This is a genomic window from Rhizobium sp. PL01 (assembly GCF_033447125.1).
GTDB lineage: Bacteria > Pseudomonadota > Alphaproteobacteria > Rhizobiales > Rhizobiaceae > Pararhizobium.
In genome coordinates this window covers 350,374-371,088 of sequence record NZ_JAWQUM010000002.1, presented here as the reverse complement: position 1 = coordinate 371,088, position 20,715 = coordinate 350,374, and the positions used below count along the sequence as shown (strand labels likewise).

17 protein-coding genes are annotated in these 20,715 nt (G+C 58.7%); 10 read left to right on the top strand and 7 right to left on the bottom strand.

The features are described from left to right. Positions 1-64 precede the first annotated feature (64 nt). From ytfQ to R6X40_RS06120, 6 genes are all read left to right on the top strand, one after another. Positions 65-1,027, top strand: a complete 963-nt coding sequence (gene ytfQ, locus R6X40_RS06145) for a galactofuranose ABC transporter, galactofuranose-binding protein YtfQ (protein ID WP_318411888.1) — start codon at positions 65-67, stop codon at positions 1,025-1,027. Between the two features lie 206 nt (positions 1,028-1,233). After that, positions 1,234-2,757, top strand: coding sequence for a galactofuranose ABC transporter, ATP-binding protein YtfR (gene ytfR, locus R6X40_RS06140; RefSeq protein WP_318411886.1), 1,524 nt, complete (start codon positions 1,234-1,236; stop codon positions 2,755-2,757). After that, positions 2,754-3,779, top strand: coding sequence for an ABC transporter permease (locus R6X40_RS06135; RefSeq protein WP_318411884.1), 1,026 nt, complete (start codon positions 2,754-2,756; stop codon positions 3,777-3,779). The genes ytfR and R6X40_RS06135 overlap by 4 nt, the downstream gene beginning before the upstream one ends. Continuing rightward, a complete protein-coding gene (gene yjfF, locus R6X40_RS06130) occupies positions 3,776-4,744 on the top strand; it encodes a galactofuranose ABC transporter, permease protein YjfF (RefSeq protein WP_318411882.1) in 969 nt (322 codons plus the stop codon). Before R6X40_RS06135 ends, yjfF begins: the two co-directional genes overlap by 4 nt. A gap of 13 nt (positions 4,745-4,757) precedes the next feature. Next, positions 4,758-5,522: a FadR/GntR family transcriptional regulator gene (locus R6X40_RS06125; protein ID WP_318411881.1), complete on the top strand. Its 765-nt coding sequence runs from the start codon at positions 4,758-4,760 to the stop codon at positions 5,520-5,522. Positions 5,523-5,719: 197 nt separating this feature from the next. Then, positions 5,720-6,997 (top strand): hemolysin family protein, encoded by a 1,278-nt coding sequence (locus tag R6X40_RS06120; protein ID WP_318411880.1) that lies wholly within the window; start codon positions 5,720-5,722, stop codon positions 6,995-6,997. 172 nt (positions 6,998-7,169) lie between these two features. On the opposite strand, the gene R6X40_RS06115 is transcribed toward R6X40_RS06120, so the two are convergent. The 6 genes from R6X40_RS06115 to R6X40_RS06090 form a co-directional block, all read right to left on the bottom strand. Next, complete coding sequence (locus R6X40_RS06115; RefSeq protein WP_318412396.1) at positions 7,170-7,322, bottom strand: hypothetical protein; 153 nt, start codon at positions 7,320-7,322, stop codon at positions 7,170-7,172. An 81-nt stretch (positions 7,323-7,403) separates the two neighbouring features. Continuing rightward, positions 7,404-8,627 (bottom strand): gephyrin-like molybdotransferase Glp, encoded by a 1,224-nt coding sequence (gene glp, locus R6X40_RS06110; RefSeq protein ID WP_318411879.1) that lies wholly within the window; start codon positions 8,625-8,627, stop codon positions 7,404-7,406. Beyond that, positions 8,627-9,121, bottom strand: a complete 495-nt coding sequence (gene moaC / locus R6X40_RS06105; protein ID WP_318411878.1) for a cyclic pyranopterin monophosphate synthase MoaC — start codon at positions 9,119-9,121, stop codon at positions 8,627-8,629. Before moaC ends, glp begins: the two co-directional genes overlap by 1 nt. Further along, positions 9,121-9,936 (bottom strand): indole-3-glycerol phosphate synthase TrpC, encoded by an 816-nt coding sequence (gene trpC / locus R6X40_RS06100; protein ID WP_318411877.1) that lies wholly within the window; start codon positions 9,934-9,936, stop codon positions 9,121-9,123. The genes moaC and trpC overlap by 1 nt, the downstream gene beginning before the upstream one ends. A gap of 11 nt (positions 9,937-9,947) precedes the next feature. Then, the gene (gene trpD, locus R6X40_RS06095; protein ID WP_318411876.1) at positions 9,948-10,961 is read right to left on the bottom strand and encodes an anthranilate phosphoribosyltransferase; all 1,014 of its coding nucleotides are present in this window, start codon (positions 10,959-10,961) and stop codon (positions 9,948-9,950) included. A gap of 16 nt (positions 10,962-10,977) precedes the next feature. Next, positions 10,978-12,873: a SurA N-terminal domain-containing protein gene (locus tag R6X40_RS06090; protein ID WP_318411875.1), complete on the bottom strand. Its 1,896-nt coding sequence runs from the start codon at positions 12,871-12,873 to the stop codon at positions 10,978-10,980. A 381-nt stretch (positions 12,874-13,254) separates the two neighbouring features. On the opposite strand from R6X40_RS06090, the gene R6X40_RS06085 reads away from it, so the two are divergent. Continuing rightward, positions 13,255-14,901, top strand: a complete 1,647-nt coding sequence (locus R6X40_RS06085; protein WP_318411874.1) for a Na/Pi cotransporter family protein — start codon at positions 13,255-13,257, stop codon at positions 14,899-14,901. A 20-nt stretch (positions 14,902-14,921) separates the two neighbouring features. On the opposite strand, the gene R6X40_RS06080 is transcribed toward R6X40_RS06085, so the two are convergent. Beyond that, positions 14,922-16,670, bottom strand: coding sequence for a hypothetical protein (locus tag R6X40_RS06080; protein ID WP_318411873.1), 1,749 nt, complete (start codon positions 16,668-16,670; stop codon positions 14,922-14,924). Between the two features lie 190 nt (positions 16,671-16,860). On the opposite strand from R6X40_RS06080, the gene glmU reads away from it, so the two are divergent. The 3 genes from glmU (at position 16,861) to R6X40_RS06065 (ending at position 20,708) form a co-directional block, all read left to right on the top strand. Further along, positions 16,861-18,216, top strand: coding sequence for a bifunctional UDP-N-acetylglucosamine diphosphorylase/glucosamine-1-phosphate N-acetyltransferase GlmU (gene glmU / locus R6X40_RS06075; RefSeq protein ID WP_318411872.1), 1,356 nt, complete (start codon positions 16,861-16,863; stop codon positions 18,214-18,216). A gap of 162 nt (positions 18,217-18,378) precedes the next feature. Further along, positions 18,379-20,205 (top strand): glutamine--fructose-6-phosphate transaminase (isomerizing), encoded by a 1,827-nt coding sequence (gene glmS, locus R6X40_RS06070; protein WP_318411870.1) that lies wholly within the window; start codon positions 18,379-18,381, stop codon positions 20,203-20,205. Next, positions 20,202-20,708, top strand: coding sequence for an N-acetyltransferase (locus R6X40_RS06065; protein ID WP_318411869.1), 507 nt, complete (start codon positions 20,202-20,204; stop codon positions 20,706-20,708). The genes glmS and R6X40_RS06065 overlap by 4 nt, the downstream gene beginning before the upstream one ends. Positions 20,709-20,715 lie beyond the last annotated feature (7 nt).

Sequence of the window (20,715 nt, the reverse complement as noted above, 5' to 3'; positions counted from 1 at the left end):
ACATAAGTCATATAGTATGATTTTTTAAATTAGCTGCTGAGGAGCAGTTTTTTGGGAGGAAATCATGAAAATCAAGACTGCACTTAGCTGTGCCACGGTTCTGGCTGCCTGCATGTTCGGTTCGGCCTCTGCTGCCGATCTGACGATCGGTTTTTCGCAGATCGGCTCGGAATCCGGCTGGCGCGCCGCCGAAACCACGTTGACCAAGCAACAGGCTGAAAAGCGCGGCATCGACCTGAAATTCGCCGATGCGCAGCAGAAACAGGAAAACCAGATCAAGGCCCTGCGGTCGTTCATCGCCCAGGGTGTAGACGCCATTCTGATCGCCCCGGTTGTGGCGACCGGCTGGGATGAAGTCCTGACGGAAGCCAAGGATGCCTCAATTCCTGTCATCCTTCTTGATCGTACGGTCGATTCGTCCAAGGACCTCTACCTGACGGCTGTCACATCCGACCTCGTTCACGAGGGCAATGTTGCCGGCAAGTTCCTGGTGGACAAGGTTGGCGGCAAGGCCTGCAATGTCGTTGAGTTGCAGGGCACCACAGGCTCTTCGCCGGCTATTGACCGCAAAAAGGGTTTTGAAGAGGCCCTCAAGGGCCACGATAACCTGAAGATTATCCGCAGTCAGACCGGCGACTTCACCCGCACCAAGGGCAAGGAAGTCATGGAAAGCTTCCTGAAGGCGGAAGATGGCGGCAAGAATATCTGCGCGCTCTATGCTCACAATGACGACATGGCCGTCGGCGCTATCCAGGCGATCAAGGAAGCCGGCCTGAAGCCGGGAACGGATATTCTCGTTGTCTCCATCGATGCCGTTCCGGACATTTTCCAGGCGATGGCAGCGGGCGAAGCCAATGCCACCGTCGAACTGACGCCAAACATGGCTGGCCCGGCGCTGGATGCACTCGACGCGTTCCTGAAGGACGGCACCAAGCCTGCCAAGTGGATCCAGACGGAATCCAAGCTCTACACTCAGGCTGATGATCCGCAGAAGGTCTACGAAGAAAAGAAGGGCCTCGGCTACTGATCAATTGCCGGCATCGCGCCAAAGTCACGTCTGCAGTCTTGTGATTGCAGATGTGACCACAGGGTTATGCCGGCAAATTGTCTTTTCTATTGGTCGCTCAAGCTTTCGGCTTTGCCACAGGATCAACCCTCTGCGAGGGACGCTGACCTGATAGGCGCAAATCTTTAAGCGAAGTCCGACCTCATTTCTTTGAAGAATCCGGTTTCATGCAGAACACCTCGAACGATATTCTTGTCGCCGCCGGGATCGTGAAAACCTTTCCGGGTGCCATCGCGCTCAACAGGGTTGATTTCTCGCTGCGGCGCGGCGAAGTGCATGCGCTGCTGGGTGAAAACGGCGCTGGAAAATCGACGCTGATCAAATGCATGACGGGCGCCTATCGCCGCGACGCCGGTCAGTTGACGCTCGATGGCGCAGAGATCGACCCGCGCGATACGCTGGATGCCCAGAAGCTGGGTATCGGCACCGTTTACCAGGAGGTCAACCTGCTCGGAAATCTGAGCGTCGCGGAAAACCTCTATCTCGGGCGCCAACCTCGCCGCTTTGGTCTCATCCAGAACGGAGAAATGAAAAGGCGGGCAAATGCGTTGCTGGCGCAATACGGTATCGACATCAACGTCTCGGCAGCACTCGAAAGCTATTCCGTCGCCATCCAGCAGGTGGTGGCAATCGCACGGGCCGTCGATCTCTCCGGCAAAGTACTGATCCTCGACGAACCAACCGCCAGCCTCGACGCGCAAGAAGTGGAGATGCTGTTCCGCATCATCCGCGACCTGAAGGCGAGGGGGCTTGGCATTGTCTTCATCACCCATTTTCTTGAGCAGGTTTACGATCTTTCCGATCGCATCACCGTTCTGCGCAATGGCCAGCTGGTCGGCACCCGCGATGCCATATCACTGCCACGCCGTGAACTCGTAACGATGATGCTTGGTCATGAGCTTCAGTCTGTCGAAAAGGCGGTCGGTGACACGCAGACCGCAAGCGGTCCCGTTCATTTCCGGTTTTCGAAATATGGCAAGTCGGGCAAGATCAAGCCGTTCGATCTGGATGTCCGCAAAGGCGAGGTCGTCGGCATCGCCGGTCTTCTCGGTTCCGGCCGGACCGAAACCGCGGAATTGATGTTTGGTGTGCACAGGGCCGACAGCGGCAGCGCCGACATTGGCGGCCGGACTGCCAATCTCTCGTCGCCGCGCGCAGCCATTTCCGAAGGGTTCGGTTTCTGCCCGGAGGACCGCAAGCTTGACGGCATCATCGGCGAATTGTCGGTGCGCGAAAACATTGCTTTGGCATTGCAGGCACGGCGTGGCTGGGCAAAGCCACTGTCGGCATCCGAACAAAACGCCCTGGCCGACCGCTACATCAAGGCGCTGGATATTCGCACCAGCGACAGGGAAAAGCCGATCCGGCTGCTCTCCGGCGGCAATCAGCAGAAAGCCATTCTGGCCCGCTGGCTGGCGACCAATCCGCAGTTTCTCATTCTCGACGAGCCGACACGCGGTATCGACGTCGGCGCTCACGCGGAAATCATCCGGCTGATCGGCGATCTCTGCGCGCAAGGCATGGCGCTGATCGTCATTTCTTCCGAGCTTGAGGAGCTTGTGGCTTACAGCTCAAGGATCATCGTTCTGCGGGATCGCGCCCATGTCGCGGAGCTGACCGGCAGCGAGATCACCACCGAACATATCGTCAATGCCATTGCTGCGGCAACGGCTGCAGGAGGCGCGCAATGATCGACAACGCAAAACGCCTCGGTCGGCGCCTGCTCCCGCAATTTGTGGCGTTGGCGTTGATTCTCGTGCTGATCCGTCTGGTCTTTCCGGACTTCTTCTCGATCGAAATCCAGAACGGGCGGCTTTATGGCAGTCTGATCGATATTCTCAACCGCGGTGCGCCGGTTGCTCTTCTGGCCGTCGGCATGACCGTCGTGATTGCAACGAAAGGTATCGATCTGTCCGTCGGCGCGGTCATGGCCATCTGCGGCGCTGTTGCCGCCGCGTCCAGCGTGCGCGGCGATCCACTGGCCGTCACCCTGCTGCTGGCGGTTGGCACCGGCCTGATCTGCGGTGTCTGGAACGGCTTTCTGGTGTCAGTCCTCAATATCCAGCCGATCATCGCCACGCTTGTGCTGATGGTGGCCGGGCGTGGCATTGCCCAACTGGTGACAGAAGGGGCGATCCTGACCTTCAACGATCCCGGTCTGATTTTCATCGGCAGCGGTTCATTTCTCGGCTTGCCCATGCCTGTCATTATCTGGCTGGTGTTCGGCATCGCCGTCGCATTGCTGGTGCGGCGCACGGCGCTCGGCATGCTGATCGAGGCCGTCGGCATCAATCGCCGCGCCAGCACGCTGTCCGGCATCCAGACGCCCCTGTTGTTGATGGCGGCTTACATGCTGTCGGGGCTCTGTGCGGCAATTGCCGGATTGATCGTTACGGCTGACATCAGAGGCGCCGATGCCAACAATGCCGGTCTCTGGCTGGAGCTCGACGCCATTCTCGCTGTCGTCGTCGGCGGGACGTCGCTGCTCGGCGGGCGGTTCAGCATCGTCGCCTCGCTGATCGGCGCGATGATCATTCAGGCGGTCAATACCGGCATCCTGTCGTCGGGCTTTCCACCGGAGTTCAACCTGATCATCAAGGCTGCGATCATCGTCATCATCCTTGTTATCCAGTCGCCACGCGTCCAGTCAGGATTGATGTTCCTTGGCCGGAAATCCCTCCGTGGAGAGACCGCAGAGCAGTCCGTCCAATGAACCAGAAATATCTCCCTCTGATTGCCACCATCGTCATCTTCGTCGTCTCCTATGCGGCGTGTGCTGCACAATATCCGAATATCCTGTCGACTCGGGTGATCGGTAACCTTTTGACTGACAATGCTTTTCTCGGTATTGCCGCAGTCGGCATGACCTTCGTCATCCTGTCGGGCGGTATCGACCTGTCGATCGGTTCGGTCATTGCCTTCACCAGTATTTTTCTCGCTGTTATGCTGCAGAATACAGGCATCCATCCGCTCGCAGCCTTCGCACTTGTGCTTGTGATCACGACGCTGTTCGGTGCGATCATGGGGGCGATCATCCACTATCTTGAAATGCCGGCCTTCATCGTGACGTTGGCCGGCATGTTCCTGGCCCGCGGCATGGCCTTTGTTCTGTCGGTCGATTCCATTCCGATCAAGCATCCATTCTACGCGACGATGAAGACTTTTTACTACAAGCTGCCGGGCGGTGGCCGCATCACGCTGATTGGCGGATTGATGCTTATGGTCTTTGCTATCGGCATCCTCATTGCTCAGCGCACCCGCTTCGGCACCAATGTCTATGCGCTGGGCGGCGGCGCCCAGACATCGGCGCTGATGGGCGTTCCCGTCGGTCGCACGACCATGATGATCTACGGTCTTTCCGGTTTTCTCGCCGGGCTTTCGGGAATCGTTTATTCCCTATACACATCAGCAGGTTATTCGCTCGCCACCGTGGGTGTGGAGCTGGATGCGATTGCCGCAGTGGTGATCGGAGGAACGCTACTGACAGGTGGCGCCGGGTTTGTTGGAGGAACACTCGTCGGCGTCTTGATCCAGGGACTGATCCAGACCTACATCACGTTCGACGGTTCGCTGTCGAGTTGGTGGACGAAAATTCTGATCGGTGCTTTGCTGTTTGCGTTCATTCTGATGCAAAAAACCATCCTGTTTTTGTCGCGTCAAAACAAAAGGTATTCCTGAGGAGGGGAGTTGCTTGCGTAAAGGTCTGCTCGAAACCGTCCTGACCGGTGCGCGCACGCGCACCAGCCATGCGCAGGTCGTGGATGAACTGGGCAAGGCCATTGTGTCGGGCGAGTTTCCAGTTGGCTCCATCCTGCCCGGCGACCCGGAACTGGCGATGCGTTTCAAGGTATCGCGTACGGTTTTGCGCGAGGCGATGAAGACATTGGCAGCCAAGGGGCTGATTGTACCACGTGCCCGCATCGGCACCCGGGTGACGGCCAAGAATCAATGGAACCTGTTCGACGGCGATGTCCTGACATGGCATTTTTATCGTGGTGTCGATGAGGAATTTCTCTATCATCTCAGCGAGATACGCCTGGCGTTCGAACCCCATGCCGCAGCGCTCGCGGCTGTCAATGCGACGGAAACCGAGATCAGCGGCATGATGCGGCTGGCAGTCGCGATGGGCGATCCAGACCACACCGCCGAAACGCTGGCCATGGCCGATCTGCGGTTTCACCTCGCGGTCGTCGAAGCCTCGGGAAACCCGTTCATGCGCACCGTCGGCAGCCTGATCGAGGCCGCACTTGTCGGCATCTTCAAGCTCAGTTCGCCCGCGTCTGGCCGCGACCGCATCGATGAGGTGGCGCGCTCGCACATCAAGATCGTTGAGCAGATCAGCCGGCGCGATGAGGCGGGGGCAAGGACAGCGATGGAGAATGTCATCCGCGTCGGGCGCGAGCGCGTCCGGGCAGCCCTCAAGGAACTCGATGAGGCCACGGCTCCGAACCGTTGATTTCTGCGGCCCTTTGGTGGCGCGATCGAAATTACCGGTACGTTTGGCCTTCGATAAAGCGGAACTACAGCCAAAAGAACCGTAAAATTCTGCAGTTGCTGCCTTGCTGCAACTGCGTCTTCCGCCTATTTGATAGGGCTGCAACTGACATGCGCCGCTTCCGGTGCGTGTATCTCCATCAACGGTGCCCGAGGGTTATGTCCGAACTGATTGTTATTTTCGTTCTTCTTTTGATCAATGCGTTTTTCGCACTTTCGGAAATGGCAATTGTATCGGCAAGCCGGCCACTGCTGCGGCAGATGGCAAAACAGGGCAACAACCGCGCCGAACTGGCGCTCCGGCTGGCCGAAGATCCGGGTAAATTCCTCTCCACGGTTCAGGTCGGAATCACCCTCGTCGGGACGCTAGCCGGTGCCTATGGTGGCGCGACGATCGCCGACAAGCTGGCGCCGACACTCGACACGATCAGCTGGATCAATCCCTATGGCAGCACGGTTGCCGTCGCGCTGGTCGTCACACTGATTACCTATCTCTCCGTCGTGATTGGAGAGCTTATTCCCAAGCAGTTGGCCTTGAAGAACTCCGAAGGCGTGGCGATGTTCGTCGCCGGCCCGATGTCGTTTCTCTCGCGTCTGGTTGCTCCAGTCGTCTATCTCTTCGAGATGTCGGCATCACTGTTCATGCGGATTTTCGGCGTTTCCAGCGATAGCGACCATGTCACGGAAGAAGAGGTTCAGGCGATCATGGCCGAAGGCGTCGAAAGCGGCGCAATCGAGAAGTCGGAGCACGAGATGCTGCGCCGAATCATCCGGCTTGGCGACCGCAACGTCAAATCGATCATGACCCATCGCACCGAAGTCAGCTTCATCGACGTCAACGACACGCTCGAAACCATCCGCGCCAAGGTCGAGCAATCGGCGCATTCCCGTTATCCGGTGATGGATGCAACCGGCGAGGTGCTCGGCGCGGTTCAGGTCAAGGAAATCCTCAACGCACCGGCGAAATCCGGCTTCCAGATCCGCAACTTCGTCAAGGATATCCATACTTTGCCGGAGACTGCTTCATGCCTGAAAGCATTGGAAGCCTTCAAGGCGTCGCATATCAACATGGCGATGATTGTCGACGAATACGGCAGTATCGAAGGCATCATCACCATCGCCGATATCCTCGAGGCGATCGTCGGTGTTCTGCCATCGAACTATGACGATATCGAGCACGCATTGATAAGACAGCGTGATGACGGTTCGTATTTGGTCGATGGCAGAACACCGATCGATGAAATCCATTTGACGATCGGCATCGATGAAATCGATTCGGACGGGAATTACGAAACCATCTCCGGCTTCCTGGTGCAGCAGCTACGCAAAAACCCGGAAGAAGGCGACATCACGGAAGCTTATGGCTATCGTTTTGAAGTCATCGACATGGATGGCCGCCGTATCGACAAGATTCTTGTCTCACGTGCTGCACACTGAAATTAAAAGTAATTCGGAAAGCAAAAAGGCCGGGAATACCCGGCCTTTTGTTTATTCACTCTATGCTTGGCCTGCTAGTACATCCGTAGTCAGGTCAACTGCAGCCATTATTCTGCTGCTTCGGTTAATAAATAGTTAACGTGACGGCGGCGCGGGTGCCGTCACTGTTCACTCAGTTTTCCTGGATCGAAATGCCGCCTTCGCCGATCTTCACCTCCACGCCGTCGGGCTTGGATTCCTTGTCGTAGATATAGATACCCAATCCCACGACCAGAACAACCAGGCCTCCGATCAGCATGTAGAGCGCATTGCGATTCAAATTCATTTCCTTCCATCAACTGCAATTCTGCCAAGCGATAGATAGGCGCAAAGTGCTGTTTGGGAAGGGTTGTTCTCGGCTCCAGTGTCAGTTGGTTGGCCAGCGCAGAACCATAATATCGCAAGGTGTGCCCGCATCCACGGCTGGCGCATGCGGTGGCCGGATGATCAGGCAATCGGACTGGGCAAAGACCTGCATCATCGAGGAATCCTGCCGCGAAAACGTCTCGGCTTGCAGTGAGCCATCGCTGCCGCGTTTGAGCCGGGCACGGACATAGTCCTGCCGTTTGTCGTTGGCTGGCAGTGCTATCAGCGTTTTTGCTTTGCCCCCGCGGTCACGCTGGGGCAGGGAGCCAAGATGGCGCAGTAGCGGCTCCAGGAAGAGGAGGGCGCAGACGAGGCTGGAGACCGGGTTTCCGGGCAGGCCAAGCACGGTCATGCCGTGAAGCGATCCGACCATCAACGGTTTTCCGGGGCGCATGGCAATCTGCCAGAAATCGAGCACCATGCCGCTATCGACCAGTGTCGACTGGACAAGATCGTGATCGCCGACCGAGGCGCCGCCAAGTGTCACCAGCACATCTGCGCCGGCAGCTTGGGCTGCGGCGACTGCCGCTGCAATCGCGGCCTTGTCATCACGCACGATGCCGAGGTCGATAATCTCTGCGCCGTTGTCGCGGGCAATCGCGGCAACACCATAGGTGTTCGAGGCAATGATCTGGTCAGGACCAGGAAGACTGCCGGGAGGCAGCAATTCGTCGCCGGTTGCCAGGATCGCTACCTTCGGGCGCTTCAGGACCGGCAGTTGCGGATGGTTCATGCCTGCTGCGACCGTCAGCCGTCCGGCGTCAAGCACGTGACCGGCGCGCAGCACGACGTCGCCAATGGTAAAATCCTGTCCCTTGGGGCGGATATGCCGACCTTTTTCCAAGACGAATGTGGTGCGGATCCGGCCATCCGGCAGTTTTTCTGCGTCTTCCTGGATCAGGACCGTATCTGCGCCGGAAGGAACCGGCGCACCGGTAAAGATGCGCACGACCTCACCCCGGCCGACATGGCCGGAAAAACCACGCCCTGCCGCCGATTCGCCGATCACGGCGAGTTCCGTGCCAATTTCGGCAAAGTCCTCATGACGCCCGGCATAGCCATCCATCGCGGAGTTGTCGAAAGCGGGATGGGTGACACCAGCGGCGATATCATCAGCCAGAACACGCCCCATCGCCTCATGCAGGCCGACCATTTCGGAGCGTGTTGCCGGTACTGCGGCTTTCAGCAGCCGAATGAGAGCGTCTGAAACCGGGAGCAATGCCATCAGCCCTGTTTTCCCTTGCGTTCATAATCGCCGGAACGCCCGCCTGATTTCTGGGCAAGCCGAATCCCACCGATTTCCATCTCGCGATCGGCTGCCTTGGCCATGTCGTAGATCGTCAGGCAGGCGACGCTGGCAGCCGTTAGTGCTTCCATTTCAACGCCGGTGCGGCCGGTGAGTTTCGCCATCGCCTCGACCCTCAGTCCGGGTAAAGTCTCGTCGGCGGAAATCTCGACTGAGACCTTGGACAGCATCAGCGGGTGGCAAAGCGGGATGAGGTTGGCCGTCTGTTTCGCCGCCATGATGCCGGCAAGACGTGCAGTGGCGAGCACGTCGCCCTTCTTGGCATTGCCTTTGAGAATGAGATCGAGCGTCTCCGGCCGCATGCGCACAAAACCTTCGGCAACCGCGATACGCACGGTCTCCGGCTTGTCTCCGACATCGACCATGTTGGCTTGGCCATCGGCGCCGACATGGGTGAGGGACGGAGCGCTCATTATTCGGCGGCCAGGATAGCGGCGGAACCGGTCAGCAGCGTGCGGGTCGCCGCGGTCACATCGTCCTTGCGCATCAGGCTTTCGCCGACGAGGAACGTCGAGATGCCACTCTTGGACAGGCGCACGCAGTCGTCATGGCTGAAGATGCCGCTTTCGCCGACAAGCAGCCGGCCGGCCGGAACCATCGGCGCCAGCTTTTCCGAAAGCGCGATATCGACTTCGAAAGTTTTAAGATTGCGGTTGTTGATGCCAAGCAGAGGTGAACTCAGCTTCAGCGCCCGTTCAAGCTCTTCCTCGTCATGGACTTCGACCAGAACATCCATGCCAAGCGAAAATGCCTCGTCCTCGAGCCTTTGCGCATCGCTGTCATTGAGCGACGCCATGATCAGGAGAATGCAATCGGCACCCCAGGCACGGGCCTCATGAACCTGATAGGTCTCGAACATGAAATCCTTGCGCAGGGCCGGAAGCGAACAGGCATTGCGTGCCGCCGTCAGGAATTCAGGAGCACCTTGAAAACTCGGCCCATCGGTCAAGACGGACAGACAGGCAGCACCGCCGATTTCATAAGCCTTTGCCAGAAGCGGCGGATTGAAATCCGGGCGGATCAATCCCTTGGAAGGGCTGGCCTTCTTGATTTCAGCAATCAGGCCGAAGCGCCCTTGCGCCTGCTTGGCTTTCAGCGCGTTTAGAAATCCGCGCGGGGCTTCTTGACCGGCGGCCATCGCTTTCAGATCAGCAAGGCCGACACGTGATTTTGCAGCGGCGATTTCCTCGCGCTTGTAAATCTCGATCTTTTGCAGAATATCAGCCATCAGTCGTCTCCTTACGCCGCGTTCGAAACGCGGATGAGCCGCTCAAGTGTCGCATCGGCAGCGCCAGATGTGAGCGACTGGCGGGCAAGCACCATACCTTCGCGAAGATCGGCGGCACGGCCTGCAATCACCAGCGAAGCGGCTGCATTGGCAAGCGAAATATCGCGGTAAGGCGTCGCATCGCCTTCAAGAACGCCCTTGAGCGCCACTGCATTGTGCGCGCCATCGCCGCCCTTGAGGTCGGCAAGCAGAACCGTTTCCAATCCGAAATCGGATGGCGTCAGCTCGAACGTGCGAACAGAGCCGTTTTCAAGTGCTGCCACCTGCGTGACGCCGGTCGTGGTAATTTCGTCTAGGCCTTCGCCATGTACGACCCAGACGTTTTTCGAACCGAGATCGCGCAGCACTTCGGCGACCGGAACCAGCCATTGCGGCGCATAGACCCCAACGAGTTGCTGCGTCACGCCGGCCGGGTTCGACAGGGGGCCAAGCAGGTTGAAGATCGTTCTTGTACCAAGCTCGATGCGGGTCGGCCCAACATGGCGCATGGCGGAATGGTGCTGCTGGGCGAACATGAAGCCGAGGCCGGCTTCCGAAATGCACCGTGCAATAGCGGCCGGCCCGATATCAAGCTTGACGCCGAGGCAAGACAGCGCGTCGGCCGTTCCCGACTTGGAGCTGAGCGCCCGATTGCCGTGCTTGGCAACAGGAACACCGGCGCCGGCAACAATCAACGCCGCCAGCGTCGAGATGTTATATGTCCCGGCGCCATCGCCGCCGGTTCCGACGATGTCGATGGCATCGGCTGGCGCTTCAACCGTCAGCATCCGCGCCCGCATGGCGCCGACGGCACCGACGATTTCATCGACGGTTTCGCCACGCACGCGCAGCGCCATCAGGAAGCCACCGATCTGCGAGGGGGTCGCCTCGCCGGACATGATGATTTCGAAGGCTGCACGGGCATCATCGCGGTTAAGCGCTTCACCCGCGGCGGCCTTGGCAACGAAAGGCTTCAAGTCCGGCATGCTGATCCCTTTTGCTTTACCGCTGCTGCGACAGTGCGAGGTCGGCGAGCTGCTGGTTGATCGTGACACCGTAGCCCTTCTGCAACTCGCTGACCATCTGATCGAGAATGTCGTCGCCGCTGGCCTGAGCGATGGCATTGATCTGCCGGTCGTCATTGTCGAGCGCATCGCCGGGATTGTCGTCGTCGACTTCGGTAACCTTCAGGAGGATCTGGCCTTCGCCACCAATACCGCTGGCATTGGCGACCAGACCGTTGGCACCACCAAAGGCGGCAGTCACGGCTTGCGGGCTCAGCGCTGCATCTTCTGCAGACCGGCGAAGTCCAGATTTGGTTTCGACAGCAATACCGAGTTCCGTGGCAATGGCTGCGAGCGTTTCGCCCTTTTCGACCCGGCCCTTCAACTCGACGGCCTTTGCTGCAAGTTCGTTGCGCTGCTGTTCTGCGGTCCAGTCGGCCACCACCTTTTCACGGGCCTCATCCAGTGTGCGGTCACGCGCGGGTGTGACTTCATCGACATCGAACCAGACGTATCCGTCGCGACCGAGGTTAACCGGCAGGGTTTCTCCACCGACTTCAGCCTTGAAGGCCTCTTCAAGCAAGGTCTTGGCTTCTGGGATGCCGGCAATTTCATCACCATTCGTGTCGTTGCCGCGTGCATCGACCGCATTCAGGACAACAAGCTTGAGGTTGGTCTGTTCTGCTGCTTCCTTCATCTGCGCGCCGGAAACCCGGGCATCCTCGAACTTGTCATGGATGCCCATGATCTCGTTGGAGGCATTGGTCAGCGCCAGTTCCTTGCGCAGCTCGTCCTTGACCTCGTCGTAGGACTGAACGGTCTGCGGCTTGATGTTGGTGACGCGCAGAATGACGGCACCGAAGGCACCGTCGATGACCGGCGTCGTCTGGCCGTCGGCCACGAGCGCAAAGGCGGCATCGCCCAGCTTGGCATCAGGCATGCGGTCGCGGGTGAAATCACCGAGCAGCACGTCGCTTGCCGTCTTGCCGGAATCGGTGACCAAGGCGTCGAAGGTCGTGCCGGTGGACAGCTTGACTGCCGCAGCGTCAGCCTCCGCACGTGAGGGGAAGGAAAGCTGTTCGACGGTCCGCGTTTCCGGCGTGCTGAAGCTGTTCTTGCGCTTCTCGTAGTCGGCACGGACTTCGTCTTCCGTGACCGAGGCAGGATCGATGATATCGGCCGGCTCAAGCTTCACATAGCTGATCTTGCGGAACTCGGGTGCCCGGTATTCGGCCTTGTGCGTTTCGAACCAGGGCTTGAGCAGCTCGTCGGACGGTGCCTTGACCGGATCGACATTGGCATTCGACAAAAGCAGATATTCGACGGTGCGTGTCTGGTTGCGATAGAGGCGCAGAGCATCGCCAAGCACCTTCGGCGGCGTGTAGCCATCCGACAGCGCTTCAACGATCTGCGAGCGCACGGCAACCTGGCTGCGGTTGTTGATGTAATCCTGCTCGCGTAGCCCGGAATTGCGCAGCACGCTTGAGAAGGTCGAGCGGTCGAACTGACCATTGACACCCTTGAACGCGGGGTCCTCGCTGATCAGCGATGCTAGGCGGTCCTGCGAGAGGCCAAGGTTCATGTTCTCGGACAGCTGGTCGAGCGTCGCGCCGGCGACCAGCTGAGAGTAGACCTGCGCTTCGACACCGAAGGCTTTGGCTTGTTCGCGGCTCAGACGTGTGCCGAACTGGCGGGAAAGCTGCGCGAGCTGGCGCTCATAGGCAAGGCGGAAATCGCTCGGAGAGACTTTGACGTCGCCGACCGTGACAACCGCATCGGCCGCTCCCGTTACCAGCGACGTGGACACACCCCAGACACCGAAGGAAAGAACAAGAAGGACCAGTAGGCCTTTGACAACCCAAGTCTGGGCACCTCTTCTCAGGAATTCAAGCATGGGACTGCATACCTCGTCGCAATTTCGTGGCCGCCGGATGGCTGCCGGTGTCGTTCCTTAGAGCAATACGCGGCGGAATTGAAGGGTTCAAACGCGCAAAAAGGCGAGGAAATCAGCACGGCGCTGGCGTATGGGGCAGCCATACGGATATTTGTTCGTGATGTTATGTCAACGGCGACAGAGCCGGAGCGGGTGCAACCCGGGGCCGTGCCGTTCGAAGACTGAAACATGTCGGAAATGTTAGCCGGATATCTAAAAATATCTGTCACTATCGATTGCAGCGTGGGTCGTATCACCCCCGAAAATGCTAGTATCGTCCCGCCAGAACATGCCGACTCGCTTGATGCGCAGCAATCTTGGCGGGAAAGCCGGAGTGCAGACATGGAATCCATCATCGTCATGGTCAATCTGTTCGGAGCGGTCGCGTTGCTGCTTTTCGGCTTGTCGCAGGTCAAGGAGGGGGCCACGCGTGCTTTCGGGATCAAGTTGCGGACCGGATTGGCGCAGGGCACCAGCGGGCCGGTGCGCTCGTTTGTGAGCGGGTTCGTTGCAACGATCGCCCTTCAAAGCTCGACCGCCACTGCGCTGATGATCGCGTCCTTCGTCGAAAAGGGATTGGTTCGTGCACGCATGGCGCAAATTGTGCTGCTCGGGGCAAATGTCGGAACAGCCGTTACCGCGTGGATCGTCGCGACCGGCATCGACTGGCTGTCGCCACTGCTTATCCTCGCCGGCGTGATGTTGTACCGGGCAGGGCGGTCAAGTGCAAAGCAGGGTGCAGGCACTGCGCTGGTCGGTATTGGCTTGATGCTGTTGTCGCTGCATCTGCTTGGGTTGGCGACGGAGCCGATGCGCCAATCGCCGGCGCTCGGAAGTTTCCTCACCATGCTCGACAGCGCCTGGCCTGTCGCCATGATCTTCGCGGCCGTGCTCGCCTTCGTCTCGTCCTCCAGCCTTGCTGTGGTCGTTCTGATCCTGTCGCTCTCCGCTGCGGGCATCCTGTCGTCCGGTCTGACGATCGCGCTTGTGCTTGGGGCCAATCTGGGTGGGGCGATCCCGCCGGTCATGGCGACATTGTCAGCTTCCGCCTCTGCCAAACGGGTAACGGCGGGCAATCTGGTGGTCCGCGCCATCGGCTGTCTGCTTGCGTTGTCAGTGGCAGCGCCTGCTGCGGCTTTTCTGCAGACGCTGCCGCTTTCGCCGTCAAAACTGCCGGTCGATATCCACCTGATTTTCAACGTCGCGCTTGCCATTCTCGCGTGGCCATTTTCGTCGCTGCTCTCATCCGCCATGCTTCGGCTTATTCCGGATGAGCCGAAAACAGAGACGGGGCCGCTCTATCTCGACGACCGCGCCCTCACAACGCCGGTCATCGCTCTCTCTGGTGCGACCCGGGAAGTGCTGCGCGTCGGTGATCTGATCGAGAAAATGCTGATTGCGACGATGAATGCGTTCAACAGCAACGATCGTCTCCAGCTGCAGGACATCGGAAAACTGGAAAAGCAGGTCGATCTGCTGCAGCAGGAAGTCAAACTCTACCTTTCACGGCTTGGGCGTAGCGGTCTCAGCGACGAAAACGGCCGCCGCTCTATCGTGATCATCGATTATGCCATCAACCTCGAACATATCGGCGATATCATCGAGAAGGGCCTGACAGAACAGGTCAAGAAGAAGATCGACAACGGCCTCAAATTCTCCGAGGACGGCTATCAGGAACTGACAACACTGTTTAATCTTACCATCGACAATCTGCGCATTGCCCAGACCATTTTCGTCACACGCGACGCCGATCTTGCCCGCCACTTGATGGAGGTGAAAGTCGATGTCCGTCACATGGAGAAGCGCTCGTCCGAGCGCCATCTGGAGCGCCTGCGCGACGGCCGCGCTGATAGCCTGCAGACAAGCTCCCTGCATCTCGACATCCTGCGCGATCTCAAGCGGATCAACGCGCATATCGTTTCTGTCGCGCATCCAATTCTTGACGAGAGCGGGCTCTTGACGGAAAGCCGGCTGCGGATGCCGCACTGACACTCAGGCCGCACTGACACTCAGGGCGCTGCGATAATCCCATTGCTTACGAAGGCATCGAAACAGGGCGTCAGCGTTATGCGGTGATGGCCGGGAGCAAACGCCGGCTGGTAGAGGTTCAAAAGTTTTAGCCGCGCGGCCGTCGGCGGGCAGGTCGGATAAAGCGCCAGATCGACGGCAGCCACGGCCGCGGTGACGTGTTGACCCGGCGGCGGCACAGCCCGGTACGGGTCGGCACCGATGGCGATGTATTTCGGCGCATGGCGATCCATCAGCCAGGGGAAGGGATTGGTGAAATCGATTGTCATGATCGTCTCGAACCGTACCTTGTTTTCTGTTTCGAAGGTCCGGATTGCCGCAATGACCTCATCTGCATTCTGCAGCCACAGCGCCTGAAACTCGAAGTCGCTGTAAAGCAGGAAGGATGGCAACTCGCCTGCTTCGGCCAGGGCCTGGTAGGCCGGGCGATAGGCCACGTAGTTGGTTTGCATATGCTGCACCCTCTGGCTGAGAGTGTCGCGAATGCCTACGGCGCCCATGCTTTTCAGGTTATCGTATTCAAGCGGCCTGTTATTGACGCTTCCGATCCAGGCGCGTGCCGCCTTCTGCGTGATGGTGACGACGGGGGGAATGGCAGCGCAAAATGCAAGGATCGCCACGATGGCAAAACTCGCTGACGGCCCCCTGTGGCGATAGTTCTCGATAAGGATGGCAAGCAGCAGCGGCCAGAGAAAGATGAACGCCTGGCTACCGGTATTCTGGCTTTCGAACAGCAGACCGGCCGCGACAAAACTCGCCAACCAGAGGAAGGAATGATCTGCAATCCTGCCGAGCGCCGGAAAACCAGGCTTGGTGATGAAGGCGCGGATCGTCGCTGAAAATGCGGGAAAGTCATTGATGAGCAGGACGAGGCCGAGCAGGCAGCAGGCCAAAACCACACCAAAATTGAGTGAAGCGGCCTGCAGCAGCCGAGGCAACAGGCTGGTGTCGTTCATCGAGACCAGCGACAGGATGTCGGTAGCATAGGCAGAAACCGTGCCGGACGTGACCTCCAGAAGCGCGATACCAGCAAAGAAGACGCCGCCGCCAACAAGAGCCGCGCGAAACGGCAGGCGTCCAGTCAGGAAAGCCATCAGGCACAGGACAAGCCCCGCGACCACACCGGTGACCTTGATGAACAGAAGGCCGAGCATGAGGAGCGCCGTGACCGTGGCGAGTGTTTTCCACCCGCGCACGAAGATCAGCCCGGCAGCCAACACGTAAAGCAATTGGCAGACCTGGCGGTTGTAAATGCCGAAACCATCGGAGCCCGGATAGGGATAGAAATCGCCTGTGTTGAACGGCAGGAGCGAAAACAACAGGAATGGCAGCAGCAGACCATATGCGTGGACTGCCGAACGTTTCTGAACGTCGAGGATGATCAGTGCCATTATGGGCGCCGTCAGTGTTATCAACGACCAGCTGGAAAGAAGCAGAGGGTGGCCATTGGGTAAAAGATAAAGCCATCCGGCAAAGAGATAATAGCCGAGGCCGCCCACCGGTGCGAAAAAATCGATCGAGGGGACCTGTCCGTCGAAAATGCGATTTGCTGCGTCGAGGTAGATGTATTGGTCCCAATACATCGGACCGATCGGCATGGTCACGGTCGCAAACAGTGCCAGCGGCAGACATGCAACAGCCAGCGCCAGGATGATCAGCGGCTGGCGTGCGAGTGTCACTCCAAGGCGGTTGCGCCCGCCGGAAAGCACTGTCTCGGTCGAACCATGCATCGTCGATATCACTCCCCGGCCATCGCGGCCATCACCGTAGCCTTCCCTTGTTTATGACAGGATCGGGTTTTATCCGGGTTAATATGGCGGCTCGCGCGGAGATTATGTTCCGTGCAATATCTTCCTGATATGTAGCGGGCAGAATCGCGCCGGTTTCGGAACCGGTTGCCATCAATGCGGGAGAACGTGAATGAAGCGCACATGCTTGGCGATTGTTTTGGCTGCGGGGGAAAGCACCCGGATGAAATCGTCGATGTCGAAGGTGCTGCACCCAGTCGCCGGCCGGCCGATGATCGCGCATGTGGTGGAATCGCTGGTAAACGCTTCGATTTCCTCGGTGGCGCTGGTTCTTGGCCGTGATGCCGAAGCGGTTCAATCCGCCGCCGCCCGCAACGATATCGATATGTCGGCATTTCTCCAGACCGAACGCCTCGGGACCGGCCATGCCGTTCTCGCGGCAAAGGACGCCATCGCCAAAGGCTATGACGATGTTCTCGTCGTGTTCGGCGATACGCCGCTGATCACTGCGGCGCCGCTTCTGGCCGCACGGCAGGGACTGGCCGAAGGCAACGATGTCGTCGTCATCGGCTTTCAGACCGCCGACCCCACCGGTTACGGCAGGTTGCTTGTCGAGAATGGAGCCTTGGTCGCTATTCGCGAACAGAAGGACGCAACCGAGGACGAAAAGAAGATCAGCTATTGCAACGGTGGCCTGATGGCGATCAACGGCGCCAAGGCGTTGGAATTGCTCGGCAAAATCGGCAATTCCAATGTTAAAGGCGAATACTACCTGACGGACATTGTCGAGATCGTCCGTGCTGAGGGCGGCAAGGCAATCGCCGTCGAGGCGCCGGAAACGGAGCTGACCGGCTGCAACAACCGCGCCGAACTGGCGATGATCGAGGCCATCTGGCAGAAGCGCCGCCGACACGAGATGATGGTCTCCGGTGTGTCGATGATTGCACCTGAAACCGTTTTTCTGGCTTTCGATACGCAGATTGCGCAGGACGTTCTGATCGAGCCCAATGTGGTTTTCGGACCCGGCGTTACCATCGAAAGCGGCGCTATCATCCACGCTTTCTCGCATATCGAGGGTGCGTATGTTGGTGCCGAGGCAACCGTAGGCCCCTATGCGCGCCTGCGGCCGGGTGCCAATCTCGGCTCCCACTCCAAGGTTGGCAATTTCTGTGAGGTGAAGAAGGCCGAGATCGGCGCAGGTGCCAAGGTCAACCACCTGACCTATATCGGCGATGCGTTCGTCGGCGAGAACACCAATATCGGCGCAGGCACGATCACCTGCAATTACGACGGCGTCAACAAGCACATCACCCGCATCGGTGCCGATGCTTTCATCGGCTCCAATTCGTCGCTGGTCGCGCCGGTTTCCATTGGCGACGGCGCGCTGGTGGCATCCGGCAGCGTCGTGACGGTGGATGTACCAGCCGATGCGGTCGCCTTCGGACGGGCGCGACAGGAGATCAAGCCCGGCCGGGCGAAAATCCTGCGTGAGCGCTATCAGGCAGAAAAGACTGCCAGAAAGAAATAGCATCCCGCCAAAGCTACGGTTAAAGCCTGAAATCGAAAGTGAGTTTCGGGCTGATTGCGCATTTTTCGAAATCCGGTACCAAAGCGGCATCTTAAAAAAGTATGTTGGCGGGCGGCCCTTCATTAGCGCCGGTCTTGCGAAGAAATTGCGGAGAAGAACCATATGTGCGGCATCGTCGGTATCGTTGGAAACCAGCCTGTCTCCGAGCGTCTTGTCGATGCGCTGAAGCGCCTCGAATATCGCGGTTATGATTCCGCCGGTGTCGCGACGATCCATGACGGTGTGCTCGAACGCCGCCGCGCCGAAGGCAAACTTGTCAACCTCGAAACCAAGCTGCGTGGCGAACCGCTGGCTGGCCAGACAGGCATTGCTCACACGCGCTGGGCGACCCATGGCGCGCCGACCGAAAACAACGCCCATCCGCATTTCACCGACGGCGTTGCTGTTGTCCATAACGGCATCATCGAGAATTTTTCCGAATTGAAGGACGAGCTTTCTGCAGCTGGAGCGACCTTCAAGACACAGACCGACACCGAGGTCGTTGCACAGTTGCTCGCACAGCTGATCCGCGACGGCATGGGCCACCGGGACGCCATGCAGGCGATGCTGCGCCGTGTTACTGGTGCCTATGCACTGGCTGTCATTTTTCAGGATGCGCCTGATATGATCATGGCTGCCCGCAGCGGCCCGCCGCTCGCCGTCGGTTTCGGCAAGGGCGAGATGTTCCTCGGTTCCGATGCGATCGCATTGTCGCCCTTCACCAATGAAATTACCTATCTGATCGATGGCGATTGGGCCGTGTTGACAGCCGACAGTATCGAGATCCTCGATCATGACGGAAAGCCAGTCTCCCGCCCGCGCCAGGTATCTGTGGCTGCCGCCTATATGGTCGATAAGGGCAATCATCGTCATTTCATGGAAAAGGAAATCTACGAACAGCCGGAAGTGATTTCGCACGCGCTTAGTCATTACGTCGATTTCATCGAAAACAAGGTCAATCCGATCGCAGCGGCAATCGATTTCGCCAAGGTGCCGAGCCTTGCCATTTCTGCTTGCGGTACCGCCTATCTTGCTGGCCTCGTCGGTAAATACTGGTTCGAACGTTACGCCCGCCTGCCGGTCGAAATCGATGTCGCCTCGGAATTCCGCTACCGCGACATCCCGCTCTCGCCGCAATCGGCGGCGCTGTTTATCTCGCAGTCCGGCGAAACCGCCGACACGCTGGCCTCGCTGCGTTATTGCAAGGAAAACGGTCTGAAGATCGGCGCCGTCGTCAACGTCAAGGAATCGACCATCGCGCGTGAATCCGATGCGATCTTCCCGATCCTGGCAGGCCCGGAAATCGGCGTCGCCTCGACAAAGGCTTTCACCTGCCAATTGTCCGTGCTGGCAGCTCTTGCGATCGGCGCCGGCCGGGCACGCGGTACCGTTTCCGAGGCCGAAGAAAAGGTTCTGGTCCGTAGCCTCGCCGAAATGCCACGCATCATGGGTAAGGTACTGAACTCGATCCAGCCGACGATCGAAAGCCTGGCGCGGGAACTGTCGAAATGCAAGGACGTACTCTATCTTGGCCGTGGCACCAGCTATCCGCTGGCGATGGAAGGCGCGCTAAAACTCAAGGAAATTTCCTACATCCACGCTGAGGGCTATGCTGCCGGCGAGTTGAAGCATGGCCCGATCGCCCTAATCGACGAAAATATGCCGGTCATCGTCATCGCGCCTCATGACCGTTTCTTCGAAAAAACCGTATCGAACATGCAGGAAGTGGCGGCACGCGGCGGTCGTATCATCTTCATCACTGACGAGAAGGGCGCGAGCGCCTCCAAGCTCGAGACGATGAGCACGATCGTGTTGCCGAATGTCGACGAAATCATCGCGCCGATGATCTTCTCGTTGCCGATCCAGCTCTTGGCCTATCATACCGCCGTCATTATGGGCACCGACGTCGATCAACCGCGCAATCTGGCAAAATCGGTCACGGTTGAATGATAATTTGTCCCGAAGGGCCGGCGGATGTCGCGGCGATTCGGGGCGTCACCGCCGCCGCCTTCGAGGATCATCCGTACAGCGATCAAACGGAACATCGGATCATCGATCGCTTGCGGCAAGCGGGTGTTTTGAGCATGTCGCTGGTTGCCGTGGTGGATGACGGGATCGTTGGGCATATCGCATTTTCGCCTGTCGAACTGTCAGACGGTTCGAAGGACTGGTTCGGGCTCGGCCCGCTATCGGTTTTGCCGGCATGTCAGGGGCAGGGCATCGGTGTTGCCTTAATCCGCCGCGGGCTGGCTATGCTGCGAGAGCAATCAGTGGGCGGTTGTGTGGTGATGGGCGATCCGGATCTTTATCGGAAGTTTGGGTTCCGAAACGATCCCCAGCTTATTCTCCGCGATTGTGCGCCGCAGTATTTTTTGGCGCAGCCCTTGTTCTCGCAGGGGGCGTCCGGCATTGTGACATATCACGCGGCGTTTTACGCTGACGTAGACGAATAGACGGAGC